22 protein-coding genes are annotated in these 19,656 nt (G+C 64.0%); 12 read left to right on the top strand and 10 right to left on the bottom strand.

The genetic code is table 11. From position 1 onward, the window contains the following. Positions 1-49: 49 nt before the first annotated feature. Positions 50-1,066, bottom strand: coding sequence for a magnesium and cobalt transport protein CorA (locus tag Q2941_RS45555; protein WP_254111694.1), 1,017 nt, complete (start codon positions 1,064-1,066; stop codon positions 50-52). A 162-nt stretch (positions 1,067-1,228) separates the two neighbouring features. Here Q2941_RS45555 and purQ point away from each other — a divergent pair, with 162 nt between their 5' ends. Further along, positions 1,229-1,930 carry a phosphoribosylformylglycinamidine synthase subunit PurQ gene (gene purQ, locus Q2941_RS45550; RefSeq protein WP_027525388.1) on the top strand — a complete coding sequence of 234 codons (702 nt, stop codon included), beginning with the start codon at positions 1,229-1,231 and terminating at the stop codon, positions 1,928-1,930. A 144-nt stretch (positions 1,931-2,074) separates the two neighbouring features. Further along, complete coding sequence (locus Q2941_RS45545; protein WP_027525387.1) at positions 2,075-2,812, top strand: tetratricopeptide repeat protein; 738 nt, start codon at positions 2,075-2,077, stop codon at positions 2,810-2,812. On the opposite strand, the gene Q2941_RS45540 is transcribed toward Q2941_RS45545, so the two are convergent. Further along, on the bottom strand, positions 2,809-3,288 hold the full coding sequence (locus tag Q2941_RS45540; protein WP_027525386.1) for a PaaI family thioesterase: 480 nt from the start codon (positions 3,286-3,288) through the stop codon (positions 2,809-2,811). The two genes, Q2941_RS45545 and Q2941_RS45540, sit on opposite strands and share 4 nt — an antisense overlap. 183 nt (positions 3,289-3,471) lie before the next feature. On the opposite strand from Q2941_RS45540, the gene purL reads away from it, so the two are divergent. Next, complete coding sequence (gene purL, locus Q2941_RS45535; protein ID WP_027525385.1) at positions 3,472-5,685, top strand: phosphoribosylformylglycinamidine synthase subunit PurL; 2,214 nt, start codon at positions 3,472-3,474, stop codon at positions 5,683-5,685. A 114-nt stretch (positions 5,686-5,799) separates the two neighbouring features. Here purL and Q2941_RS45530 read toward each other — a convergent pair whose 3' ends face one another. Further along, positions 5,800-6,987 (bottom strand): acyltransferase family protein, encoded by a 1,188-nt coding sequence (locus Q2941_RS45530; protein ID WP_254111696.1) that lies wholly within the window; start codon positions 6,985-6,987, stop codon positions 5,800-5,802. 198 nt (positions 6,988-7,185) lie between these two features. Here Q2941_RS45530 and Q2941_RS45525 point away from each other — a divergent pair, with 198 nt between their 5' ends. Continuing rightward, positions 7,186-7,359: a DUF1328 domain-containing protein gene (locus tag Q2941_RS45525; RefSeq protein ID WP_027525383.1), complete on the top strand. Its 174-nt coding sequence runs from the start codon at positions 7,186-7,188 to the stop codon at positions 7,357-7,359. Positions 7,360-7,429: 70 nt separating this feature from the next. On the opposite strand, the gene Q2941_RS45520 is transcribed toward Q2941_RS45525, so the two are convergent. Next, a complete protein-coding gene (locus Q2941_RS45520) occupies positions 7,430-7,789 on the bottom strand; it encodes a DUF427 domain-containing protein (RefSeq protein WP_027525382.1) in 360 nt (119 codons plus the stop codon). A 190-nt stretch (positions 7,790-7,979) separates the two neighbouring features. Between Q2941_RS45520 and Q2941_RS45515 the strand changes: the two genes are divergently transcribed. From Q2941_RS45515 to Q2941_RS45495, 5 genes are read left to right on the top strand one after another with little or no spacing between them, the layout of a single operon-like run. Beyond that, positions 7,980-8,216 (top strand): BolA family protein, encoded by a 237-nt coding sequence (locus tag Q2941_RS45515; RefSeq protein ID WP_027525381.1) that lies wholly within the window; start codon positions 7,980-7,982, stop codon positions 8,214-8,216. A 34-nt stretch (positions 8,217-8,250) separates the two neighbouring features. After that, positions 8,251-9,438 (top strand): low temperature requirement protein A, encoded by a 1,188-nt coding sequence (locus Q2941_RS45510; RefSeq protein ID WP_027525380.1) that lies wholly within the window; start codon positions 8,251-8,253, stop codon positions 9,436-9,438. A 59-nt stretch (positions 9,439-9,497) separates the two neighbouring features. Continuing rightward, positions 9,498-10,019 (top strand): hypothetical protein, encoded by a 522-nt coding sequence (locus Q2941_RS45505; protein ID WP_458196665.1) that lies wholly within the window; start codon positions 9,498-9,500, stop codon positions 10,017-10,019. Positions 10,020-10,053: 34 nt separating this feature from the next. After that, positions 10,054-10,620 (top strand): CbrC family protein, encoded by a 567-nt coding sequence (locus Q2941_RS45500; protein ID WP_027525378.1) that lies wholly within the window; start codon positions 10,054-10,056, stop codon positions 10,618-10,620. A gap of 19 nt (positions 10,621-10,639) precedes the next feature. Further along, entirely contained in the window at positions 10,640-11,308 is a 669-nt protein-coding gene (locus tag Q2941_RS45495) for a hypothetical protein (protein ID WP_254111699.1), read from the top strand. 11 nt (positions 11,309-11,319) lie between these two features. Here the strand turns inward: Q2941_RS45495 and egtD are convergent, their stop codons facing one another. Both egtD and egtB read right to left on the bottom strand, forming a co-directional pair. Further along, a complete protein-coding gene (egtD, locus tag Q2941_RS45490; RefSeq protein ID WP_254111700.1) occupies positions 11,320-12,291 on the bottom strand; it encodes an L-histidine N(alpha)-methyltransferase in 972 nt (323 codons plus the stop codon). 51 nt (positions 12,292-12,342) lie between these two features. After that, positions 12,343-13,584, bottom strand: a complete 1,242-nt coding sequence (egtB, locus tag Q2941_RS45485) for an ergothioneine biosynthesis protein EgtB (RefSeq protein WP_458196664.1) — start codon at positions 13,582-13,584, stop codon at positions 12,343-12,345. Positions 13,585-13,880: 296 nt separating this feature from the next. Here egtB and grxD point away from each other — a divergent pair, with 296 nt between their 5' ends. The 3 genes from grxD to Q2941_RS45470 are packed head-to-tail and all read left to right on the top strand — an operon-like array spanning position 13,881 to position 16,048. Next, positions 13,881-14,213, top strand: a complete 333-nt coding sequence (grxD, locus tag Q2941_RS45480) for a Grx4 family monothiol glutaredoxin (protein ID WP_027525374.1) — start codon at positions 13,881-13,883, stop codon at positions 14,211-14,213. Positions 14,214-14,216: 3 nt separating this feature from the next. Then, complete coding sequence (locus tag Q2941_RS45475; protein WP_458196663.1) at positions 14,217-14,765, top strand: O-acetyl-ADP-ribose deacetylase; 549 nt, start codon at positions 14,217-14,219, stop codon at positions 14,763-14,765. A 2-nt stretch (positions 14,766-14,767) separates the two neighbouring features. Next, the gene (locus Q2941_RS45470; protein WP_458196662.1) at positions 14,768-16,048 is read left to right on the top strand and encodes a serine hydrolase domain-containing protein; all 1,281 of its coding nucleotides are present in this window, start codon (positions 14,768-14,770) and stop codon (positions 16,046-16,048) included. Here the strand turns inward: Q2941_RS45470 and Q2941_RS45465 are convergent, their stop codons facing one another. From Q2941_RS45465 to Q2941_RS45450, 4 genes are all read right to left on the bottom strand, one after another. Continuing rightward, positions 16,049-17,116 carry a threonine aldolase family protein gene (locus Q2941_RS45465; protein ID WP_027525371.1) on the bottom strand — a complete coding sequence of 356 codons (1,068 nt, stop codon included), beginning with the start codon at positions 17,114-17,116 and terminating at the stop codon, positions 16,049-16,051. It abuts the gene before it with no gap. A gap of 86 nt (positions 17,117-17,202) precedes the next feature. Next, positions 17,203-17,820 carry a 30S ribosomal protein S4 gene (rpsD, locus tag Q2941_RS45460; protein WP_018647416.1) on the bottom strand — a complete coding sequence of 206 codons (618 nt, stop codon included), beginning with the start codon at positions 17,818-17,820 and terminating at the stop codon, positions 17,203-17,205. Positions 17,821-18,011: 191 nt separating this feature from the next. After that, on the bottom strand, positions 18,012-18,791 hold the full coding sequence (locus tag Q2941_RS45455) for a hypothetical protein (RefSeq protein WP_027525370.1): 780 nt from the start codon (positions 18,789-18,791) through the stop codon (positions 18,012-18,014). A gap of 229 nt (positions 18,792-19,020) precedes the next feature. Then, positions 19,021-19,656 (bottom strand): HpcH/HpaI aldolase family protein (locus Q2941_RS45450; protein ID WP_458196660.1); only part of this gene is annotated, 636 nt, incomplete at its 5' end.

The raw sequence follows: 19,656 nt of genomic DNA, 5'->3' as shown, positions 1-19,656 counted from the left end.
GCGCGAAGGGCGCGCGAGGGGTCGCACTTTGTGGGCTGAGAGCTTTCGCCTAGAGCCACCCGGCGCGGCGGAAGCGCCAGTAGAGCGCGCTGCATGAAATCAGCATCACGCTGAGCAGGGCGTAATAGCCGTACTCCCATTGCAGCTCCGGCATGTTCTTGAAGTTCATGCCGTAGATGCCGGCAAGCGCGGTGGGGATGGCGAGGATCGCGAGCCACGAGGCGAGCTTCTTGGAAACCGCCGTCTCCTGCGCCTGGCCGACCAAGAGGCTTGCTTCAAACGCGAAGGCGAGCACCTCGCGCATGGAATCGATGCGCTCCTGGATATTCCTGACGTGGTCGGTGACGTCGCGGAACAGCGGCTGCATGGTCGGGCGGACCATCGACAACTCGTCGTGCTCCAGCCGGCGGCAGACTTCCACCAGAGGGCCGATAGCATTGCGCAGCCGCAGCAGGTCGCGGCGCAGCATGTAGAGCCGCTCGATCTGCGGCTTGCTGATCGGCTTCGAGAGCACGTCGTCCTCGATCCCCTCGACCTCATCGTGAATGCTTTCGAGCACGGGGGAGTAGTTGTCGACGATGAAATCGAGGATGGCATAGAGGATGTAGTCCTCGCCGCGCGCCAGCGCCCGTGGGCAGCTCTCGCAACGTTCGCGCACCGCCGTATAGGAGGTCGAAGCGCCGTGACGGACGGTCACGAGATAGCCGTCGCCGACGAAGATGTGCGTCTCGCCGAACACGATCCGGCCCTCGAAGAGTTGCGCCGTCCGCGCCACGATGAACAGGGCCTCGCCATATTGCTCGATCTTCGGCCGCTGATGGGCGTGGTTGGCATCCTCGATCGCGAGCTCGTGCAGGTCGAATTGCTTCTGTACCGCGCTGAGCAGCGCCATGCCCGGCTCATGCAGCCCGATCCAGACGACGTGGTCTGGCTTTGCCCGCCAGCTCGAGGCTTCGCTGATCGCGATGTTGGCGACGCGCCGGCCGTCGACATAGGCGCCGGCCGCAACGACGCCCTCGGTGGAGACCGGTTCGGCTGGGGAGGTGGGCGACGACGGGACGTTCATGGCTTCAATCCCGGGCAAAATCGTTCGGCCAAAGGGCGGGCTATGGCCTGTGCACGGCCAAGTGAGGCTAGCACTGGTAAAATCCGCGTCAAATGGTTATGTCTCCTCACGATTTGGCCATTGGCCAGCCCGATTCCATTCCTCGCTTCGGAACTCAAAGCCATGAAAGCCGCCATCCTCGTCTTTCCCGGAATCAATCGCGAGCGCGACATGGCGCGTGCGCTGAAGCTGATCTCGGGACACGAGCCGGCGATGGTCTGGCACGCCGAGACGTCGCTTCCGGCAGGAACTGATCTGGTCGTGGTGCCCGGCGGCTTCTCCTATGGTGATTACCTGCGCTGTGGCGCCATCGCGGCGCGCGCGCCGGTGATGGATGCGGTGCGCAACTATGCGGCCAAGGGTGGCCTCGTGCTCGGCGTCTGCAACGGTTTCCAGATCCTCTGCGAGTCCGGCCTCTTGCCGGGCGTGCTGATGCGCAATGCGCGGCTCAAGTTCATCTGTCACGACGTGCATCTGCGCGTCGAACGCTCCGATACGCCGTTCACCCGCGGCTACAATGCCGGCCAGGTGATCCGCGTGCCGGTCGCCCATGGCGAGGGCAATTACGAGGCGGATGAGGAAACCATCAAGCGGCTCGAAGGCGAGGGGCGGGTGCTCTATCGCTACTGCTCGGCCGAAGGTGTCGTCGACGAGGCCCACAACATCAACGGCGCGGCGCATTCCATCGCCGGCATCGTCAACGACAAGGGCAACGTGCTCGGCATGATGCCGCATCCGGAAAACCACGTCGAAGACATCATGGGCTGCACCGACGGGCGCGGCCTGTTCGCCGGCCTCGTCGCGCATCTCGACCGCGCGGCGTGAACCTCATCACGCGACATCGCGACTGACGGAGGATTGTTCGAATGCGCGCGAAAACCCGCGCGCTCCGAACAACTTTGGATTGTCTCATCGCGTTGGCATGCTATCAAGGGTGTCAGCGCCATTGATACGCACGTCGGATTTCGCATGCCCGTTGCCCTGATCGTCCTGTTGCTCGAGATCACGCTCATCTGGCACGCGGCGCGCACCGGGCGGTTGCGGCCTTGGGCGTTCATCATCCTGATGGTGCCGCTGGTCGGCTCGCTGGCCTACATCATCGTCGAGCTCATTCCCGAATGGTTCTCGAGCCCGCAGGCGCGACAGGCCCGCCAAAGCTTCGCCAACCGGCTCGATCCGGAAAAGCGCTATCGCGAATTGCAGGACCGTCTCGCCGCGACCGACACCATCGCCAATCGCGCCGCGCTTGCCGAGGAATGCGTGAAGATCGCGCGGTTCGGCGAGGCCGAACGGCACTACGATCACATCCTGAAGCTGCCGATGGGCAACGACCCTGTCTATGCGCTCGGCAAGGCGCAGGCGGAATTTTCAGGCAATCGTCCGGCCGATGCGCTGGCCACCCTCGACGATCTCCAGAAGCAGTGGCCGGAGTACGACTCGGCCGAAGCGCATCTGCTGTACGCTCGCGCGCTCGCCGAGGTCGGACGCCTTGACGAGGCGCTCGAGGAATATCACGCCGTGTCGTCCTACTTCCCCGGTGCCGAGGCGCGGGTGCGCTACGGCATGCTGCTGCAAATGGTCGGCCGCACCGCGGAAGCGCGGGTGATCTTCAACGAGCTCCTGATCCAGATGCGCCGCGCACCAAAATATCTGCGCAATGCGCAGGCCGAGTGGCTCTCGATCGCCGAGAAGCAGCTCTCGACCTAAGCGCCGGTCGGCGGTGGCGCCTTCCGCTTCACCCGCTTGATCGTGCCGGAGAAGGTGAACAGCCTGCGCTCGCCGGCCATCATCTCCCCGCGCAGGAAGATCAGGGAGCCGCCGGCCCGGGTGACCTCGCCGGTGCATTCGATCAGCTCGCCCTCGTGCCCCGCATCGAGGAATTCGCAGCCAAAATTGACGGTCACGCCCCGCCCCTGCAGCGCATGGCGGCCGATCGCGAACAGGCAGTAATCGGCGAACGCCATGAAGCAGCCGCCATGAACGTTCTGGGACCCGTTGAGGTGCTTTTTCTCGACCCGAAAGGCGCAGCGGACGCGGCCGTCCTCCTCGAAACGGTGCCAGAAGGGGCCGATATGGTTCTCAAAACTGTCGCGAATCCAGGTCTGCCAGCCCTTGAATTCCCCCTCGGTCGCGACATGCAGGTCGGGGCGGTGGGGAGAGGTCGTTTTGGTCGGCTCGTGCAAGGAATGGGGCCTTCAAATGAGGGGTTTTTGCCCTTAGATCCGATCCGTCCGCGCTGTGCAATTCCTGTTCCCGCGGGCCCCTTCTGCAAAACTATGGACAGTGGGAAAATGCGCCTTAAAGGGCTTTTCCCAGGCCGTGGATGTTCCTAAGAACGGCCAGACCCCGCCGAAAGCGCCGAATCCATGCTCAAGAACGAACCGAAGATCACCCCCGAACTCGTTGCCGCCCACGGGCTCAAGCCCGACGAGTATGAGCGCATCCTGAAGCTGATCGGGCGGGAGCCGACCTTCACCGAGCTCGGCATCTTCTCGGCGATGTGGAACGAGCACTGCTCGTACAAGTCCTCGCGCATCCATCTGCGCGGCCTGCCGACGAAGGCGCCCTGGGTGATCCAGGGCCCCGGCGAGAACGCCGGCGTGATCGACATCGGCGACGGGCAGGCTGTCGTCTTCAAGATGGAGAGCCACAACCACCCGAGCTACATCGAGCCCTATCAGGGCGCGACCACCGGCGTCGGCGGCATCTTGCGCGACGTCTTCACCATGGGCGCGCGCCCCATCGCCTGCCTGAACGCGCTGAGCTTCGGCGCACCCGAGCATCCCAAGACGCGGCACCTCGTCTCCGGCGTCGTCGCCGGCGTCGGCGGCTACGGCAATTCCTTCGGCGTGCCGACGGTCGGCGGGCAGGTGCGCTTCCACACCCGCTATGACGGCAACATCCTCGTCAACGCCATGGCTGTCGGCCTCGCCGATGCCGACAAGATCTTCTATGCGGCCGCCTCCGGCGTGAACATGCCGATCGTCTATTTGGGCTCCAAGACGGGGCGCGACGGCATTCACGGCGCCTCGATGGCGTCGGCCGAATTCGACGACAAGTCAGAGGAGAAGCGTCCCACCGTGCAGGTCGGCGATCCCTTTGCCGAGAAGCTGCTGCTCGAGGCCTGTCTCGAGATCATGGAAAAGGGCTGCGTCATCGCGATCCAGGACATGGGCGCGGCGGGGCTCACATGCTCGGCAGTCGAGATGGGCGCCAAGGGCGACCTCGGCGTCGATCTCGATCTCGACGCGGTGCCGACGCGCGAGACCGGCATGAGCGCCTACGAGATGATGCTCTCGGAGAGCCAGGAGCGCATGCTCATGGTGCTCAAGCCCGAGAAGGAGAAAGAGGCCGAGGCGATCTTCAAGAAGTGGGGGCTGGATTTCGCCGTGGTCGGCTACACCACGCCCACCAAGCGCTTCGTGGTCAAGCATGGCGGCGACGTCATGGCCGACCTGCCGATCAAGGAGCTCGGCGACGAGGCGCCGGTCTATGACCGGCCGCATGTCCCCTCCGTCGCGCTGCCGGTCGTGCATGCCCGCGAGGTCGCGGCGCCGATGGGCATTGGTGCTGCGCTCGAAAAGCTGATCGGCACGCCCGAGCTGTGCAGCAAGCGCTGGGTCTGGGAGCAGTACGACCACGTCATCCTCGGCAACACGTTGCAGCGCCCCGGCGGTGATGCTGCCGTCGTGCGCGTACAGGACGGGCCGAAGGGGCTCGCGATGACGGTGGATGTGACGCCGCGCTATTGCGAGGCTGATCCATTCGAGGGTGGTAAGCAGGCGGTGGCCGAAGCCTGGCGCAACATTACCGCGGTCGGCGGCAAGCCGCTCGCGATCACCGACAATCTCAATTTCGGCAATCCGGAGCGGCCCGAGATCATGGGCCAGTTCGTCGGCTGCTTGAAGGGTATTTCGGAAGCCTGCCGCGCGCTGGATTTCCCGGTCGTGTCCGGCAACGTCTCGCTCTACAACGAGACCAATGGCCGGGCGATCCTGCCGACGCCCTCCATCGGCGGCGTCGGCGTGCTCGATGATTTCACCAAGTCCGCTTCGCTCGCCTTCAAGGCCGAGGGTGAGGCGATCCTCCTGATCGGCGAGACCCATGGCTGGCTCGGCCAGTCGGTCTACTTACGCGACATCTGCGGTCGCGAGGAGGGCGCGCCGCCGCCGGTCGATCTTGCCGCCGAAAAGCGCAATGGCGACGTCGTGCGCGGCATGATCCATGCGGGCACCGCGACCGCGGCTCATGACCTCTCTGATGGCGGTCTTCTGGTGGCGCTGGCCGAGATGGCGATGGCGAGCGGCATCGGCGCGCGCCTGCTAGCTGCGCCGACAGCGCTCGTGCCGCACGCCTATTGGTTCGGCGAGGACCAGGCGCGCTACATCGTGACGGTGCCCGAGACGCAGGCCGGCCTCGTGCTTGCAAAGATGCGCGGCTGTGAGGTGCCCTGCGTGCGCATCGGCACCACCGGCGGCGACGCAATCGCGATTGTCGGCGAGGCGCCGGTCAAGATCGAGACGCTGCGCACCGCGTTCGAGCGCTGGCTGCCGGAGTATATGGGCGCGAAGGTGGCGTAAGCCGCCACTTTCTCCGTCATTGCGAGCGCAGCGAAGCAATCCAGAATCCCTCCGCGGAGATAGTCTGGATTGCTTCGTCGCTTCGCTCCTCGCAATGACGAGCGATAGTTTGCTCTATAGGACCCTTGTCGCGCCGGGAATTTTCCGCAGCGCTGCCGTGGCGGCCCAGCTCAGGATTACCGTGAGCACGAACGCGATCGCCGCCTTGACGATCGCCGGCACGCTGACGTCGAACAGATAATACTGGATCCAAAGCACGATCGGGTAGTGCACCAGGAACATGCCGTAGGCTTCGCCCTGCATGCGGTCGAGCAAGGTCGGTCCCGGTGCTTTCGAATGCAGGAAGAAGGCGAGGATCGTCAGCAGGATCGATGCCGAGAACAGCACGAAGAACGTGCCGTAGATCGAATGGTACCACCACGGCAGATGAGGCGGATTGCCCAGGATCTCGCGCTTGACGAAGATCATGCACCACATGCCCGCGTAGGGGAGCAGGGTGACGAACAGCCAGCTCCATCGGCTTTTCGGTAACTGGCCGTCCGGACCCAGCACGCCGGTGGCCATGCCGGCGCAGCCGACACCGGCGCCGATGAAGAAGTAGGACGCATAGAGCAGGACGCGGCTCGCCTGCACCGAGAACGGCCCAAACTCGAACCAGTGATTGACGCCGTAATAGATCAGCATCGGGATGTAGGCGATCTCGGTGACGATCCAGAGCAGCAGCCAGAACCGCCACGGCTCCTTGAAGCCCGATTGCGAGACCCGGTTGATCGGAAACACCAGCGTCGACGAGACCCGGTAGAGCAGGCACGCGGTGACGTCGAAGGCGAGCAGCACCCAGACGAACCAGATCGGACCGCTTGGCCACGGGCCGACCGTCACCGTCTTCCACCAGAACGCCGGGAAGGTGAGATCGGAGCCGCCCTGCAATGCCAGCGCGTAATAGGCGAGCGGGATCAGCGTCAGCGCACAGATCGCAAATGGCAGGCCGAGCCGCAGCAGGCGGTCGCGGATGAAGGCCAGCGGCGCCTTGTGGCCGAGGCCGGGCCATACGAACAGCCCCGACAGGAAGAAGAACATCGCCATGAAGAACGAGTCATTGGCGAGCACGATCAAATCGAACCCGATCCACTCGGTCGGATCGGTGTGACCAAAATAGGTGTAGGGGATGACGGCGTGGTGCAACAGCACCACCAGGGTCAGGAACGTACGCGCCCGATCCAGCGACAGGTTTCGCGTCTTGCTCTTGGGAGCTGCGCTGACGTCCGCACCAGCCGTCGCCGTAGGTGAGATCGTTGTCATGGTCGCCCCGGTCGCGTCTTTCCCAGAACCGGATGTTGCCGCCGGGAACCTGATTCAGCAAGGCCTGTTTGGCAGCGCGGTCTCGGCCAGCGCACCGCACCAATCACGGAGGAACCGGCCGTTCTCCTATAAGTTTAGACCTCGCAACGTTTTCAACCGCCGCCTTCCCGGCGGCGCGGAGGTTTCGCGGAGCGGACGATGACGATTTTGAAGTGGGCTCTGATCTTCCTCCTGATCTCGATCGTGGCCGGCGTGCTCGGCTTTACCGGCATTTCGGCCGCGTCCGCCGACGTCGCGCGCTTCCTGTTCTACGTCTTCGTCGTGATCTTCCTGGTGCTCCTGGTGTTGGGGCTCACGATATTCAGGGCGTAGCTGAGTTCGTCATTTCGGAATGGTGCGTTAGCACCAGCTCGATGCTTCGTATCGCCCCGGAATGACGAGACTACCCGACTTCCTCGATTTTCACCTTGTCCGGATAGAAGGCGAGATGGCCGGAGATCTCCGTCATGGCGGGGAACGGCGTCTCGTAGGTCCAGATCGCGTTGTCCAGCGTCTTGCCGTTGGCCTTGACGCTGAAATAGCTGGCGTCCCCCTTGTAGGGACAATGGGTGACGCGGTCGGTCCGCTCGAGCAAGGCCATGTTGGTATCCTCCCGCGGCACGTATTGGACGGCCGGATACCGACCCTCCTTCAGGGTCAGCGCCTTCGCGGTGTCGGCGATCACGACGTCGCCCGCCGTCACGCGGACGCGCCTAGGGTTGTGAGTGATGGTGATGGGGTGGTCGGGGCCCGGAAGCTTCATGAGTTCACGCCTTTTTGGTCGATTGGCCGCGCGCGGCACTTTGTCGTGCCTTTATCCCGCTTGAGGGGGAAATATAGTGGCTGGAAGCGTGACCCAGAAGGCCGTTCACGCTAAGTTTGGGCCTGCCGGTCCCGGGGACCCCGGCAAGTGATTCGAAGGCCTGAATTGCGAAGACAGGAGCGAGAGCAGAATGCCAATGGACGCCCACGATATCGAGGCGATGATCAAGGCAGCGATCCCCGATGCCGAGGTGACGATCCGGGACCTCGCCGGTGACGGCGACCATTATGCCGCGACCGTGATCTCGGAATCTTTCCGTGGCAAGTCCCGCGTCCAGCAGCACCAGATCGTCTATCAGTCGCTGCGCGGCCAGATGGGCGGCGTGCTTCACGCGCTGGCGCTGCAGACCGGCGTGCCGGGAAGCTGATGTCGAATTGATCTTTTTGCCGGCGGGGTAGGCGATGGCTGCGGACAATCCACGCGGCGCGATGTTTCGTGTCATCGTGCCGGACCAGCCGAGCCGCGTGACTTATGTCGAGTTGTTCTTCGATCTCGTCTTCGTCTACGCCGTCACGCAGATTTCGCACACACTGCTCGGCCGTTTCACGCCGCTCGGCGCGGTCCAGGTCACGCTGCTGTTCCTCGCGGTGTGGTGGGTCTGGGTCTACACCGCGTGGGTCACCAACTGGCTGAACCCCGAGCTGACGCCGGTCCGCGTCCTGCTCTTCCTGATGATGCTGGGCGGCCTCGTGCTGTCGATCTCGATCCCGACGGCATTCGAGGGGCGTGGGCTGTGGTTTGCGATCGCGTATGCCTCCATGCAGGTCGGGCGGACAGCCTTCTGGCTGTTCGCAACGCCGCCGCACCGGATTTTGGTGCGGCATAATGCGATCCGCATCCTGGCCTGGCTTTCCGTCTCTGCCGTGCTGTGGATCGCAGGCGGGTTAGCGGAGGGAGAGGCGCGGCTGTGGTTCTGGCTCGCGGCCGTCGCCTTCGAATACATCTCGCCGGCCGCGCGCTTCTGGGTCCCGAAGCTGGGATTTTCCTCGATGGAGGCCTGGAGCGTCGAGGGCGGCCACATGGCCGAGCGCTGCGCCGGCTTCATCATCATCGCGCTCGGCGAGGCGATCGTCGTCAACGGCGCGACCTTTGGCGAACTGAGCTGGACCGGTGAAAATATCTCCGCCTTTCTTGCAGCTCTCCTCGGCAGCATCGCGATGTGGTGGATCTATTTCCACAAAGGTGCGGAAGCGGGCTCGGAGCTGATCTCGAAATCAGCCGAGTCCGGCCGGCTGGCGCGGCTCGCCTACACCTACCTGCACATGCCGATCATCGCCGGCATCATCCTGACCGCCGTGTCGGATGAGCTCGTGCTGAAGCACCCAACCGGACATTCCGATCTCAGAACGGTCTTGAGCACGGTCGGCGGTCCTCTGGTGTTTTTGGTCGGCACCATCCTGTTCAAGCACACCATCCGCGGCTTCCTCCAGCTCTCGCATGGCGTCGGCATCCTCGCGCTGCTTGGTCTCGGCTGGTTCGGCGGCGAGCTGTCGCCGCTCTGGCTCTCGATTGCGACGACGGCGATCCTGATCGTGGTGGCGGTGTGGGAGTCGGTGTCGTTGCGCGCGAAGGCCGAAGAGGCTGATTGAACCGCGGGTGCCGATCGGACGTCTAACCACGAGCCGTTCTTCGCCAGGGGATATCATTTATGCCCGACGTCTCGCGCCGTGCCGGCCTTGCCGGGGCGTTTTGCGCCTGCATTGCCGCGACGCTGCTTCCGGCGGCCCCGTCCCTCGCGCATGCAGGCGAGGCGACACCGACCGACATGTTGACGGGCATCTATCGCGAGGCCGTCAAAGGCGAGTACCCCGATTGGCTGAAGCCGCAGCAGCGGACCAAATTCCTCTCGAAGTCGCTGCTGGCGCTCTGGGCCAGGTGCGACGCCAGGAAGGCGCCCGATGACGACACAGGTCCGATCGATTTCGATCCGACCACCGACACAAATGGACTCGAGCTCGAGAGTTTCACGATCACGCGCCAGAACGCGACCGCCAATGCGGCGGTGCTCGCGGTGAAGCTGAACTACCGCAAGCCCTATTACCGGCCCGGCCCGCCGGCGGTCGTAACCTATGATTTCGTCCAGGAGGACGGCCACTGGCGCATCGACAACTTCCACACCACGAAATGGTCGATCCGGGAGATGCTGACGCAATGGCTGAAGAAGCAGTGAGCGGGCCAGCGCATCGCTCGTAACCGAATTTGTGATGTCCCTCGTCAAGGCTCCGACAGACATGGACCTTCCCGTCTTCCGATATCATCCCGATCCGATTGCAAGCGGCAGCATCGTTGCTTCCGAGGCGCAATGCGTTTGCTGCGATCAGCGGCGTGGCTTCATCTATATGGGACCAAGCTATTGCGAGGCGGAGCTCGACGAGGCGCTCTGTCCGTGGTGCATCGCCGACGGCTCGGCGCATGAGACATTCGACGCGAGCTTCGTCGACGAAGCGCTCTTCCCGGACGAGATTCCCCGCGAGGTCGTCGAGGAGATCGCCTTGCGCACCCCGGGCTTCTCCGGCTGGCAGCAGGAGCAGTGGATGGCCTGTTGCGGTGACGCGGCCGCCTTCATCGAGCCTGCAGGCCATGCCGAGATCCGCGCACGCCATCCGCAGCTCGAGGGCACGTTGATGATGCAGATCGTGCACGATCGCGGCGTGTCCGGCGACGCCGCGACGCGATTCCTCACCTCGCTCAACCGCGACCGCGGGCCGACAGCCTACGTCTTCCGCTGTCGCCACTGCGACAGCAAGCTCGCTTACATCGACTGTCTTTAGCCGGGCACGCGGAGCCGACATGAGCCACGCCTTCTGGAGCTGCTTGACCTGCCTTGCGATCATGACGTTCTCGTCGACCTCCGGCTTGGCCGACGAGACGGTCCTGCTGGAGGTCGAGCTCAAGCTGACGGATCGGGACTACAAGCCGCTCGCCGGCGTGCCGGTTCGCCTGGTATTCGGCACCGGGGATTGGCAGGCGCCCAATGCCGGCACGCGTGTCCTCTCGGCGGACGATGGCACCGCGCGATTTACGGCGCAGGCCGTCATCGACCGACGCTGGAATTTCAGCAATATCGGCTTCACACCATTCAGCATGCCGTTTCGTGCCGACCATCTTTTTCTTGCGGCCGAGCTCGAATTCGTAATTCCGAGACGGGACGGCGGGGATGCCGTTCATCAGTTTCTCTACACCGCCGATATCGATCGGATGCCGGACGGGGATTGCAGCACGTTGGATCTCGACAAGGTCTATGAAGCGGGGCCGGACGGCCGATTCACCCGGCTCGTCGGCTCCAACGCCGCCGGCCCGAATTTCGACGGCATGATCGAGGGTTGGAAGCTCGACAGCGCCGGATACAGGATGTGGGACTCCATGCTGACGCCGGTCAAGGATGTCCTGACCGGCACGCGCAAATGGCACCTGAAGCTCGGCTTGATGCGCCGGCCGAAGCCCGTTCTGGTGCAATAGGCTGGTCTGCTCTACTCCGACGTGACCAGCGCATGCACGGAGAACATTCGTGCCGCGTCGGTCCACGTCTCCCGCACGCGCCAGCCGGCACCGCGCGCCAGCGCTGCAAACCGCTCCAGGCTGTATTTGTAGCTGTTTTCGGTATGGATGCTCTCGCCGGGCCGGAATGAGAAGCTCGTGCCCAGCATGCGCACGGTCTGGCTCTTCCTGCTGATCAGGTGCATCTCGATGCGGTGCTGCTCGCGATTGTAGATCGCGCGATGGGTGAAGGCGGAGAGGTCGAAATTGCCGCCGAGCTCGCGGTTGATGCGGACGAGCACGTTGAGATTGAAGCGGGCGGTGACACCGGCTGCGTCGTTATAGGCTTCGTGGAGCACCCGCTCGTCCTTCTCCAGGTCGGCACCGATAATCATCAACGCGCCCTGGCCCAGAATCTTCCGCGCGCTCTTCAGGAATGCCTTGGCTTCATGCGGCTCGAAATTACCGATGGTCGAGCCCGGGAAGAAGCCGACCTTCGGCAGCGAGGCGACTGCTGGCGGCAGCTCAAACGGCGTGGTGAAGTCTGCGGCCACCGGATGGATGCCGAGCGAGGGAAAATCATGCCGCAGGCCGTTCGCCTGCCCGTGAAGGAAATCGCCGGAGATGTCGACGGGCACGTAGGCGGCGAACCTGCAATGCTTCAGGAGCAGGCGGACCTTGGTGGTCGCGCCGGCGCCGAACTCGACCAGTGCCGCATGCTCCGGGATGATCTTCGCGATCTCACTGCCGCGCTCGCGCAGGATCGAGAGCTCGGTGCGCGTCGGATAATATTCCGGCAGGCGCGTGATCGCCTCGAAGAGCTCTGATCCCGTCGCGTCGTAGAAATATTTCGGAGACAGCTTTTTCGGCTGCTGCGACAGATCTCCGATGGCGTCGCGGGCAAAGGCGGTGGTCTGTTCGTCAGGAAGATGGGCTTCGGCCAAAGCGCTGGCGTGCACATTCATGATACTCTCCTGAACGCGCTGTCCGGCGCGCGGTTGTCGTCGGATGAGAACTCAGTCGTAGTCGGCGAGGCGTAATCCCGTGAATTGCCAACGGTGGTGCGGGTAGAAGAAGTTGCGATAGGTGATACGGCTGTGCCCGCCTGGAGTTGCAAGCGAGGACCCGCGCAGCACCAGCTGATTGACCATGAACTTGCCGTTGTACTCGCCGAGCGCACCTTCCACGGCCCGGTAACCCGGGTAGGGCGAATATGAGCTGCGGGTCCATTGCCAGACGATGCCGAAGGCATCGTTGAGCTGGCCGGCGCGGGCCGCGACCTCCCATTCCATCTCGGTCGGCAGGTGTTTTCCGGCCCAGCGCGCGAACGCATCGGCCTCGTAATAGCTGACGTGGCACACGGGCGCGTTCGGATCGACCGGCTTGAGGCCGGCGAGCGTCATCATGTGCCAGCCACCATTGATCTCGCGCCAGTGGCCCGGCGCCTGCCAGCCCTCGTTGCTGACCGCGGCAAAGCCGTCCATCAGCCATAGCGGCGCGGTTCCGTAACCGCCGTCCCGCATGAAGGCGAGCCACTCGGCATTGGTGACGAGATTGCGTGCGATCCTGACCGGACCGACGAGCGCGCGATGCGCCGGCTTCTCATTGTCGAAATGAAAGCTGTCGTCGGCGTGTCCGATGCTGTGGATGCCTTCGTTCAGGGATAGCCATTCCGGGCCCGTCTTGTTCGAGGCCGGGAAGCGCCACTCGGGGTCGTAAGCGGGCAGGACCGGATTCTGCGCAAAGGCGTGCAGGATATCCGTGAACATCAGCTCCTGGTGCTGCTGCTCATGATTGAGGCCGACGTCGACCAGCGGCCTGATGGCGCGAAGCTTGGCCTCATCCGCCTCGCGGAAGAATCTTACGACGGCGGCATCGACGTGTCTCCGATAGGCGGTGACCTGATCGGTGCTCGGCCGTGTGATGTCGCCGCGGCGATGCCGGGCATGGCGTGGACCGGCACTGACATAATAGGAATTGAACAGGAATGCGAAGTCGGGATGAAAGGGCTTATAGCCCGGACAGTGCTCGCCGAGCAGAAACTGCTCGAAGAACCAGGTCGTATGCGCGCGGTGCCATTTCGCAGGACTCGCATCCGGCATGGACTGGATCTGCTGGTCTTCCGCGCTAAGCGGCGCGGCGCGGCGCTCGGTCTCGTTGCGAACCGCCATAAAGGCATCCACCAGCGCTTCGGCCGAGCTGCCGGAGAAAGGTGACGCAGGGAGCGAGCTGGCCGTTACGGAGGCTTGTTTCGTCACGGTTTTCTCCAGGTGGACAAGAGAACGTTGCAGGCGTAGCTCGGTTCCAAGAGACAGGTTCGTCCTAGATAGGGCCTCCGTTACGGGATAAAAGTCCTCCTCGGTGATGATATTAGAGCCATCAGGCTATAGTCCCGCCGCCCCCGAACTGGCAGATTTGGCCGCATGGCAGGGCTTCGTCGCCGCCATTTTACTTTGGATGTCCAATAGTTTGCGCTACATATTGGGGCAGGTATCGGGTTAGATGGCTGAGCCGGCCCGAAGCGATGAGGGCTCCGCCCCGGAAGGACATGGATATGAGCATCGAGGAATTCATCGACAGCGAAGTGAAGTCGAACGACGTGGTTCTGTTCATGAAGGGCACGCCGCAATTTCCGCAGTGCGGTTTCTCCGGCCAGGTCGTGCAGATCCTCGACCATCTTGGGGTCGGCTATAAGGGCCTGAACGTTCTCGAATCCGCCGAGCTGCGCAATGGCATCAAGGTCTATTCGAATTGGCCGACCATCCCGCAACTTTATGTGAAGGGCGAGTTCGTCGGCGGCTGTGACATCGTGCGCGAGATGTTCCAGGCCGGCGAATTGCAGCAGCTCTTCGCCGACAAGGGCGTTGCGGTCAACGCAGCGGCCTGATCCGTGGCGATGCTGACGCGCCGGATCGGTGGCGCGCAGTTAGAAGTCATTGTTGCCAACATCACGACCTTGAGCGTTGACGCCATCGTCAACGCCGCCAACACGTCGCTCCTCGGTGGGGGCGGCGTCGATGGCGCGATTCACCGGGCCGCCGGTCCGGACCTTGTCGCCGAGTGCCGCATGCTCCACGGCTGCAAGACGGGTGATGCCAAAATCACGCGGGGCTACCGGCTGAAGGCCGCTCATGTGATCCACACCGTCGGACCGGTGTGGAATGGTGGCACTCTCGGCGAAGACGATCTGCTCGCCTCCTGCTATCGCCGTTCGATGGAGCTCTGCCGCAAGCACGAGCTCACTTCCGTGGCATTCCCGGCGATTTCGACCGGTATCTACCGTTTCCCGGCGGACCGCGCCGCGCAGATTGCAGTCGCGACCACGGTCGAAGCTCTGGCCACGACCCCTTCCGTCACGCAGGTCATCCTCTGCTGTTTCTCCGAGCCAAGCGCCGTCTTGCATCGTGAGGCGCTGTTGGCGCACGGCACCGGCGATTGACGATGAGGCTGCCGGGCCGTCGTTCCGCTGAAGGACGTCTGGCCCTCCTGCGTTGGCTGCTTGTCTGCGCCGGGCTATTGGTATTCACCGCGGCTGCAGCGGCAGAAGACCTGCTTGCCGGACGTGAGCTCGATGCGCCACAGCTCGCGCCCGTAAGTGAATATCTTCGTGGCGAGGTCGCGGCCGGCAAGATTCCCGGCGCGATCCTGCTGATCCAGCAGCACGGCAGGCCCGTCGTCTACGAGAAATTCGGCCTGCGCAACGTCAAGACGGCAGAGCCGATGACGGACGACACCATCTTCCGCCTCTATTCAATGTCGAAGCCGGTGACCTCGGTCGCAGCGATGATGCTGGTCGACGACGGCAGGCTTGGTCTCGACGACGCTCTTTCGAAACACATTCCGGCCTTCGCCGATGTGAAGGTTGGCGTCGCGCAGCCGGACGGCAGCTTGCAGCTCGTGCCGCCGGCGCGGCCGATCACCATCCGCGACCTCCTGCGTCACACCTCTGGCGTCACCTACGGCTTCTATGGCGACAGCCCGGTGCGCAGGCTCTATGCGCAGGCCGGCCTGTTTGACGGGGATCCCGACAATGCCGAGTTCGTCGAGCGTCTGGCGCGATTGCCGCTGGCCGAGCAGCCGGCGACGCTATGGGACTACGGCCATTCAACCGATGTGCTGGGGCGGGTGATCGAAATTGTTTCGGGGCAATCGCTCTATCAGTTCGAGAAGGAGCGGCTGCTCGATCCGCTGGGGATGCGCGATACCGCTTTTTTCGTCGCCGACGATGCGAAGCGATCAATGATCGCAGAGCCCTTGCCGAACGACTGGTTCGACCGTCCGGTCGCTGGCATCAAGGAGGCGACCGCGCCGCGGCGCTGGGAATCAGGCGGAGCCGGCATGGTCGGCGCCATCAGCGACTATGCGCGCTTTGCGCAGATGCTGCTCAATGGCGGCGAGCTCGACGGAAGGCGCTATCTCGGGCGCGAGACGGTCGCGCTGATGACCTCGGACCAGATCGGCGAGGGGACCGGGATCGGGAAGGATCCCGAATTCTATTTTCCTGGCCCGGACAGCGGCTTCGGCCTCGGCTTTGCGGTGCGGACGGAAGCGAACGCGGCGCTGCCGGCCGGCGAATATCGCTGGGACGGCGTCGGCGGCACCTTCTTCTTCATCGATCCCGCGGACGACATGTTCGTCATCTGCATGATGCAGTCGCCGTCGCAGCGTGGGCCGATCCAGACCGAATTGAGGCGGCTGGTCTACGAGGCGATGGGGCGCTGATCACGCCCCGCGCACGATCTCGCGCACCTGGCCGATCGTTTCCTCGATCATCGCAGCCGTCACGTCCAGATGGGTGCAGGCGCGGATGCGTCCGTCCATCATGGCAAGCATCACGCCGCGCTGGCGCAAGGCGCCGACCATCTTGTCGCCGGGAACGCCGGCGCCGTCGGGCTTGAAGAACACGAGGTTGGTCTCGGGCTCCTGCACCTCGATCCCTGCGATCTGCGACAGCCCGCGCGCCAGCGCGCGCGCATTGGCGTGGTCATCCGCAAGGCGACCGACGTGGTGGTCGAGCGCATAGATGCAGGCGGCTGCGCAGACGCCGGACTGCCGCATCGAGCCGCCGAGACGCTGCTTCCACTGCCAGACCGCGTCGATGAAGTCGCGGGAGCCGGCGAGCACGCCGCCGATCGGTGCGCCCAGGCCTTTCGAGAAGTCGATCCAGGCCGAATCCCAGCCTGCCGTCATGTCGCGCGCGGCGATGCCGGTGGCGACAGTGGCGTTGAGCAGGCGCGCGCCGTCCATGTGGGTGGCAAGCCCATTCTGCTTCGCGATCGCGACAATCTCGTCAAGCGCCGCCTTCTTCCAGATCGTGCCGCCGCCGATATTGGCGGTCTGCTCGACGCTGACCACCCTCTGTGTCGGCTGGTAGCGCGTGCGCGGATGAAGCGCCTTACGGAACGTCTCAGGTGTGAACTGTCCGTCGGGGCCCTGGAGCTGCGTGATCTGGAAACCGCCGAGCGCTGCATGCGCGCCGCCTTCGCGCGCGATGATGTGCGCGGTTTCGTGCGCGAGGATCTCGTCGCCGGGACGGCAGTGCACCAGCGTCGCGGTGACGTTGCACATCGTGCCCGAGGGCATGAACACCGCAGCTTCCTTGCCGAGCAGATCCGCAACGCGATCGCAGAGCGCATTCGTGGTCGGGTCGTCGCCGACCTGCTCGTCGCCGACTTCCGCGCGCGCCATCGACTCGCGCATCGCAGGCGTCGGCCGCGTCTGCGTGTCCGAAAGCAGGTTGATGCGCACCGGCGGTGCTTTGGGATCGACGGGGGGAGGGGTGTAGAGCATGCGACGCCTCTTGGATTGGGACGGCCCTTGCCGGGTCTCTTAAACAAAAAGGCCCCGGTTTTGCCGGGGCCTTTCGAACTTCGTTATCAGCGCGAATAGAATTCGACGACCAGGTGCGGCTCCATCTGCACCGGGAACGGCACGTCGGAGAGGCCGGGGATGCGCGCGTATTTCGCGGTCATCTTGCCGTGGTCGACTTCGAGATAGTCGGGGACGTCGCGCTCGGGGAGCTGGCTCGCTTCGAGAACGTGGGCGAGCTGCTTGGAGGCTTCCTTGACCTCGATCACGTCGCCGACCTTGAGCTGGTAGCTCGAGATGTTGACCTTGCGGCCGTTCACCTTGATGTGGCCGTGGTTGATGAACTGGCGCGCGGCGAAGATCGTCGACACGAACTTGGCGCGATAGACGACCGCGTCGAGACGGCGCTCCAGCAGGCCGATCAGGTTCTCGCCGGTGTCGCCCTTCAGGCGGCTCGCCTCGACATAGATGCCGTGGAACTGGCGCTCGCTGATGTTGGCGTAGTAGCCCTTGAGCTTCTGCTTGGCGCGGAGCTGCACGCCGAAGTCGGAGAGCTTGCCCTTGCGGCGCTGGCCGTGCTGGCCGGGGCCGTACTCACGGCGGTTCACGGGGCTCTTCGGGCGGCCCCAGATGTTCTGGCCCATACGGCGATCGATCTTGTACTTCGCCTCACTGCGCTTAGTCATCGCGTCCTCTTGATAGAGTTAGGTTGGTTTGAGGAAACGCGCCCTCCTGTGTGACCGGGAAACCCGGCACCGACAGGCCCCATCCCCAAAGCTTCAAGGGACAAGGCCACGGGTCGCGAAACGCTTCGCGGGCCGAAACCGGCCCGCGAGCAGGCGGCTTTTAGGTGAAATCGGGCCGTCCTGTCAATCCTTTACGTCGCCACAGCTCGGATCGGCTTGGGCTCCGCAGCCTGCCGGCTGCCGCGCAATTCGGCAGCGATTTCAGTGTTCAGGACCTGTTCCAGCCGGGTCAGGACCCGGGCGATCGGGGCGGCATCGGTAATCCGGTGATCCCAGCGCAGAACGACATTGATGGTCTGGTCCGACTCGGCCACCCCATAGCTCAGAATGAACGGTCCGGGCGTGATGGCGTGAAGCTCGCCCCCGCCATAGGCCGCGACCGAGGTAACCGAATAGCTGCCGAAAAAGCTGGCGCGCTGGCGGCCGAAATTGAGCCCGATCAGCCAGGCCAGCCGGCGCAGCGGCAGCGGCAGGTGCATCGCCAGCATCATCTTGCGAACCATCGGCACGTCCCGGAGCGGGGCCTCCTTGGCATGCCGGATCAGGACGTCGATCTCGGTCAGCGCCAAGGCGTCCGGGCCGGCGATCCGCTGCGCCACCACGCATTCCTCGCCGTCCACGACGCGAGCGACGGCCACCATCGCTACGCTCTTGGGCAGCTCATAGAAGGTCGGCCACGGCCATTTGGCGTAGAGGGTGCGCAGGATCGGCTCGTCCCTGGCGACGAGCGCGAAGGCCTTGACGAAGATCGCGGCCCAGCCAGCCGGCACCTTTGCACTGGCGCGCGCCTCGAGCAGGGGGCGGATCTGGAGCGGCCGCGACAGCGAGACGAAGGGCACGCCCATCGAGGCGTGCATGAGGTCGAAGACCATGCGCCGCAGCAGCGAGATTTTCTTGGGTGTACCGCGCATCGTCCTCGGGTTTCCGCGGGCTCAAACAGGTGTGGCGAGTCGGGTCTTCGGCCCGCTGCCCTGATCTAGCATGAACCAGCCGGGTTGGAGCCAGCGGGTTCGTGAATCATCGCCTTCTCAGGCTCAGAAGAAGGTTCGCAAATTTCGGTAAAATCATGTCAATTCAATGCCTTAAATGGCTAATTTGATGTAGTCTGCAACCGGCTTTGAGAAGCGCTCGAAGACCGGCCTACCGCCTGATTCCCTCGAACGCCGCCATGATGCCGCGCTGGAACAGCGACCAGTCGAAGCCGAGCGCGATGGCGCGGTAGCCGCGGTCGATCAGGCGATTGGCCTGCTCGGCGGTGCGTGCTGCCCCGCCGATCGGCACACCGCTTTTGAGGATGCCGGCCTCGGCCCGGGCGATCAGTTCCAACAGCTCGGGGTCGTCCATCTGGCCGCGCTTGTTGATTGAGGTCGCGAGATCGCCGGGACCGATCACCGCGATGTCGATGCCGGGCGTCGCCATAATCTCGTCGATGCGGTTGACGGCGTCGACATGCTCGATGGTGATCATGCAGAGCATCTCGTCGTCGGCTGAGGCCATGTAGTCGGGCATCGACTGGCCCCAGCGGAACGGCGCATGGAAGGGACCCCAGAGACGATCGCCACGCGGCGGATAGCGCACGCTGCGCACCGCCTTCTCGGCTTCCTCGCGGCTGGTGATCATCGGGAAATTGATGCCGAAGGCGCCGATGTCCATCGGGGCCTTGGCAAGCCAGGGCTCGTTGGCGGCGATGCGCACCAGCGGCGTGCATGGCGTGCCGGTCGTGGCGGCGATCATCGCATGCGCCTCGGTCAGCCCGATCGGCCCGTGCTCGAGATC

It is taken from the genome of Bradyrhizobium sp. UFLA05-153 (genome assembly GCF_054185185.1).
This window is presented reverse-complemented; position numbering and strand designations above follow the sequence as displayed.

What these genes read in the sequence shown, in the direction of transcription:
- Q2941_RS45555 (WP_254111694.1), bottom strand. Translation starts at nt 1,066, where the DNA reads ATGAACGTCCCGTCGTCGCCCACCTCCCCAGCCGAACCGGTCTCCACC.
- purQ (WP_027525388.1), top strand. Translation starts at nt 1,229, where the DNA reads ATGAAAGCCGCCATCCTCGTCTTTCCCGGAATCAATCGCGAGCGCGAC.
- Q2941_RS45545 (WP_027525387.1), top strand. Translation starts at nt 2,075, where the DNA reads ATGCCCGTTGCCCTGATCGTCCTGTTGCTCGAGATCACGCTCATCTGG.
- purL (WP_027525385.1), top strand. Translation starts at nt 3,472, where the DNA reads ATGCTCAAGAACGAACCGAAGATCACCCCCGAACTCGTTGCCGCCCAC.
- Q2941_RS45530 (WP_254111696.1), bottom strand. Translation starts at nt 6,987, where the DNA reads ATGACAACGATCTCACCTACGGCGACGGCTGGTGCGGACGTCAGCGCA.
- Q2941_RS45525 (WP_027525383.1), top strand. Translation starts at nt 7,186, where the DNA reads ATGACGATTTTGAAGTGGGCTCTGATCTTCCTCCTGATCTCGATCGTG.
- Q2941_RS45520 (WP_027525382.1), bottom strand. Translation starts at nt 7,789, where the DNA reads ATGAAGCTTCCGGGCCCCGACCACCCCATCACCATCACTCACAACCCT.
- Q2941_RS45515 (WP_027525381.1), top strand. Translation starts at nt 7,980, where the DNA reads ATGCCAATGGACGCCCACGATATCGAGGCGATGATCAAGGCAGCGATC.
- Q2941_RS45510 (WP_027525380.1), top strand. Translation starts at nt 8,251, where the DNA reads ATGGCTGCGGACAATCCACGCGGCGCGATGTTTCGTGTCATCGTGCCG.
- Q2941_RS45505 (WP_458196665.1), top strand. Translation starts at nt 9,498, where the DNA reads ATGCCCGACGTCTCGCGCCGTGCCGGCCTTGCCGGGGCGTTTTGCGCC.
- Q2941_RS45500 (WP_027525378.1), top strand. Translation starts at nt 10,054, where the DNA reads ATGTCCCTCGTCAAGGCTCCGACAGACATGGACCTTCCCGTCTTCCGA.
- Q2941_RS45495 (WP_254111699.1), top strand. Translation starts at nt 10,640, where the DNA reads ATGAGCCACGCCTTCTGGAGCTGCTTGACCTGCCTTGCGATCATGACG.
- egtD (WP_254111700.1), bottom strand. Translation starts at nt 12,291, where the DNA reads ATGAATGTGCACGCCAGCGCTTTGGCCGAAGCCCATCTTCCTGACGAA.
- grxD (WP_027525374.1), top strand. Translation starts at nt 13,881, where the DNA reads ATGAGCATCGAGGAATTCATCGACAGCGAAGTGAAGTCGAACGACGTG.
- Q2941_RS45470 (WP_458196662.1), top strand. Translation starts at nt 14,768, where the DNA reads ATGAGGCTGCCGGGCCGTCGTTCCGCTGAAGGACGTCTGGCCCTCCTG.
- Q2941_RS45465 (WP_027525371.1), bottom strand. Translation starts at nt 17,116, where the DNA reads ATGCTCTACACCCCTCCCCCCGTCGATCCCAAAGCACCGCCGGTGCGC.
- rpsD (WP_018647416.1), bottom strand. Translation starts at nt 17,820, where the DNA reads ATGACTAAGCGCAGTGAGGCGAAGTACAAGATCGATCGCCGTATGGGC.
- Q2941_RS45455 (WP_027525370.1), bottom strand. Translation starts at nt 18,791, where the DNA reads ATGCGCGGTACACCCAAGAAAATCTCGCTGCTGCGGCGCATGGTCTTC.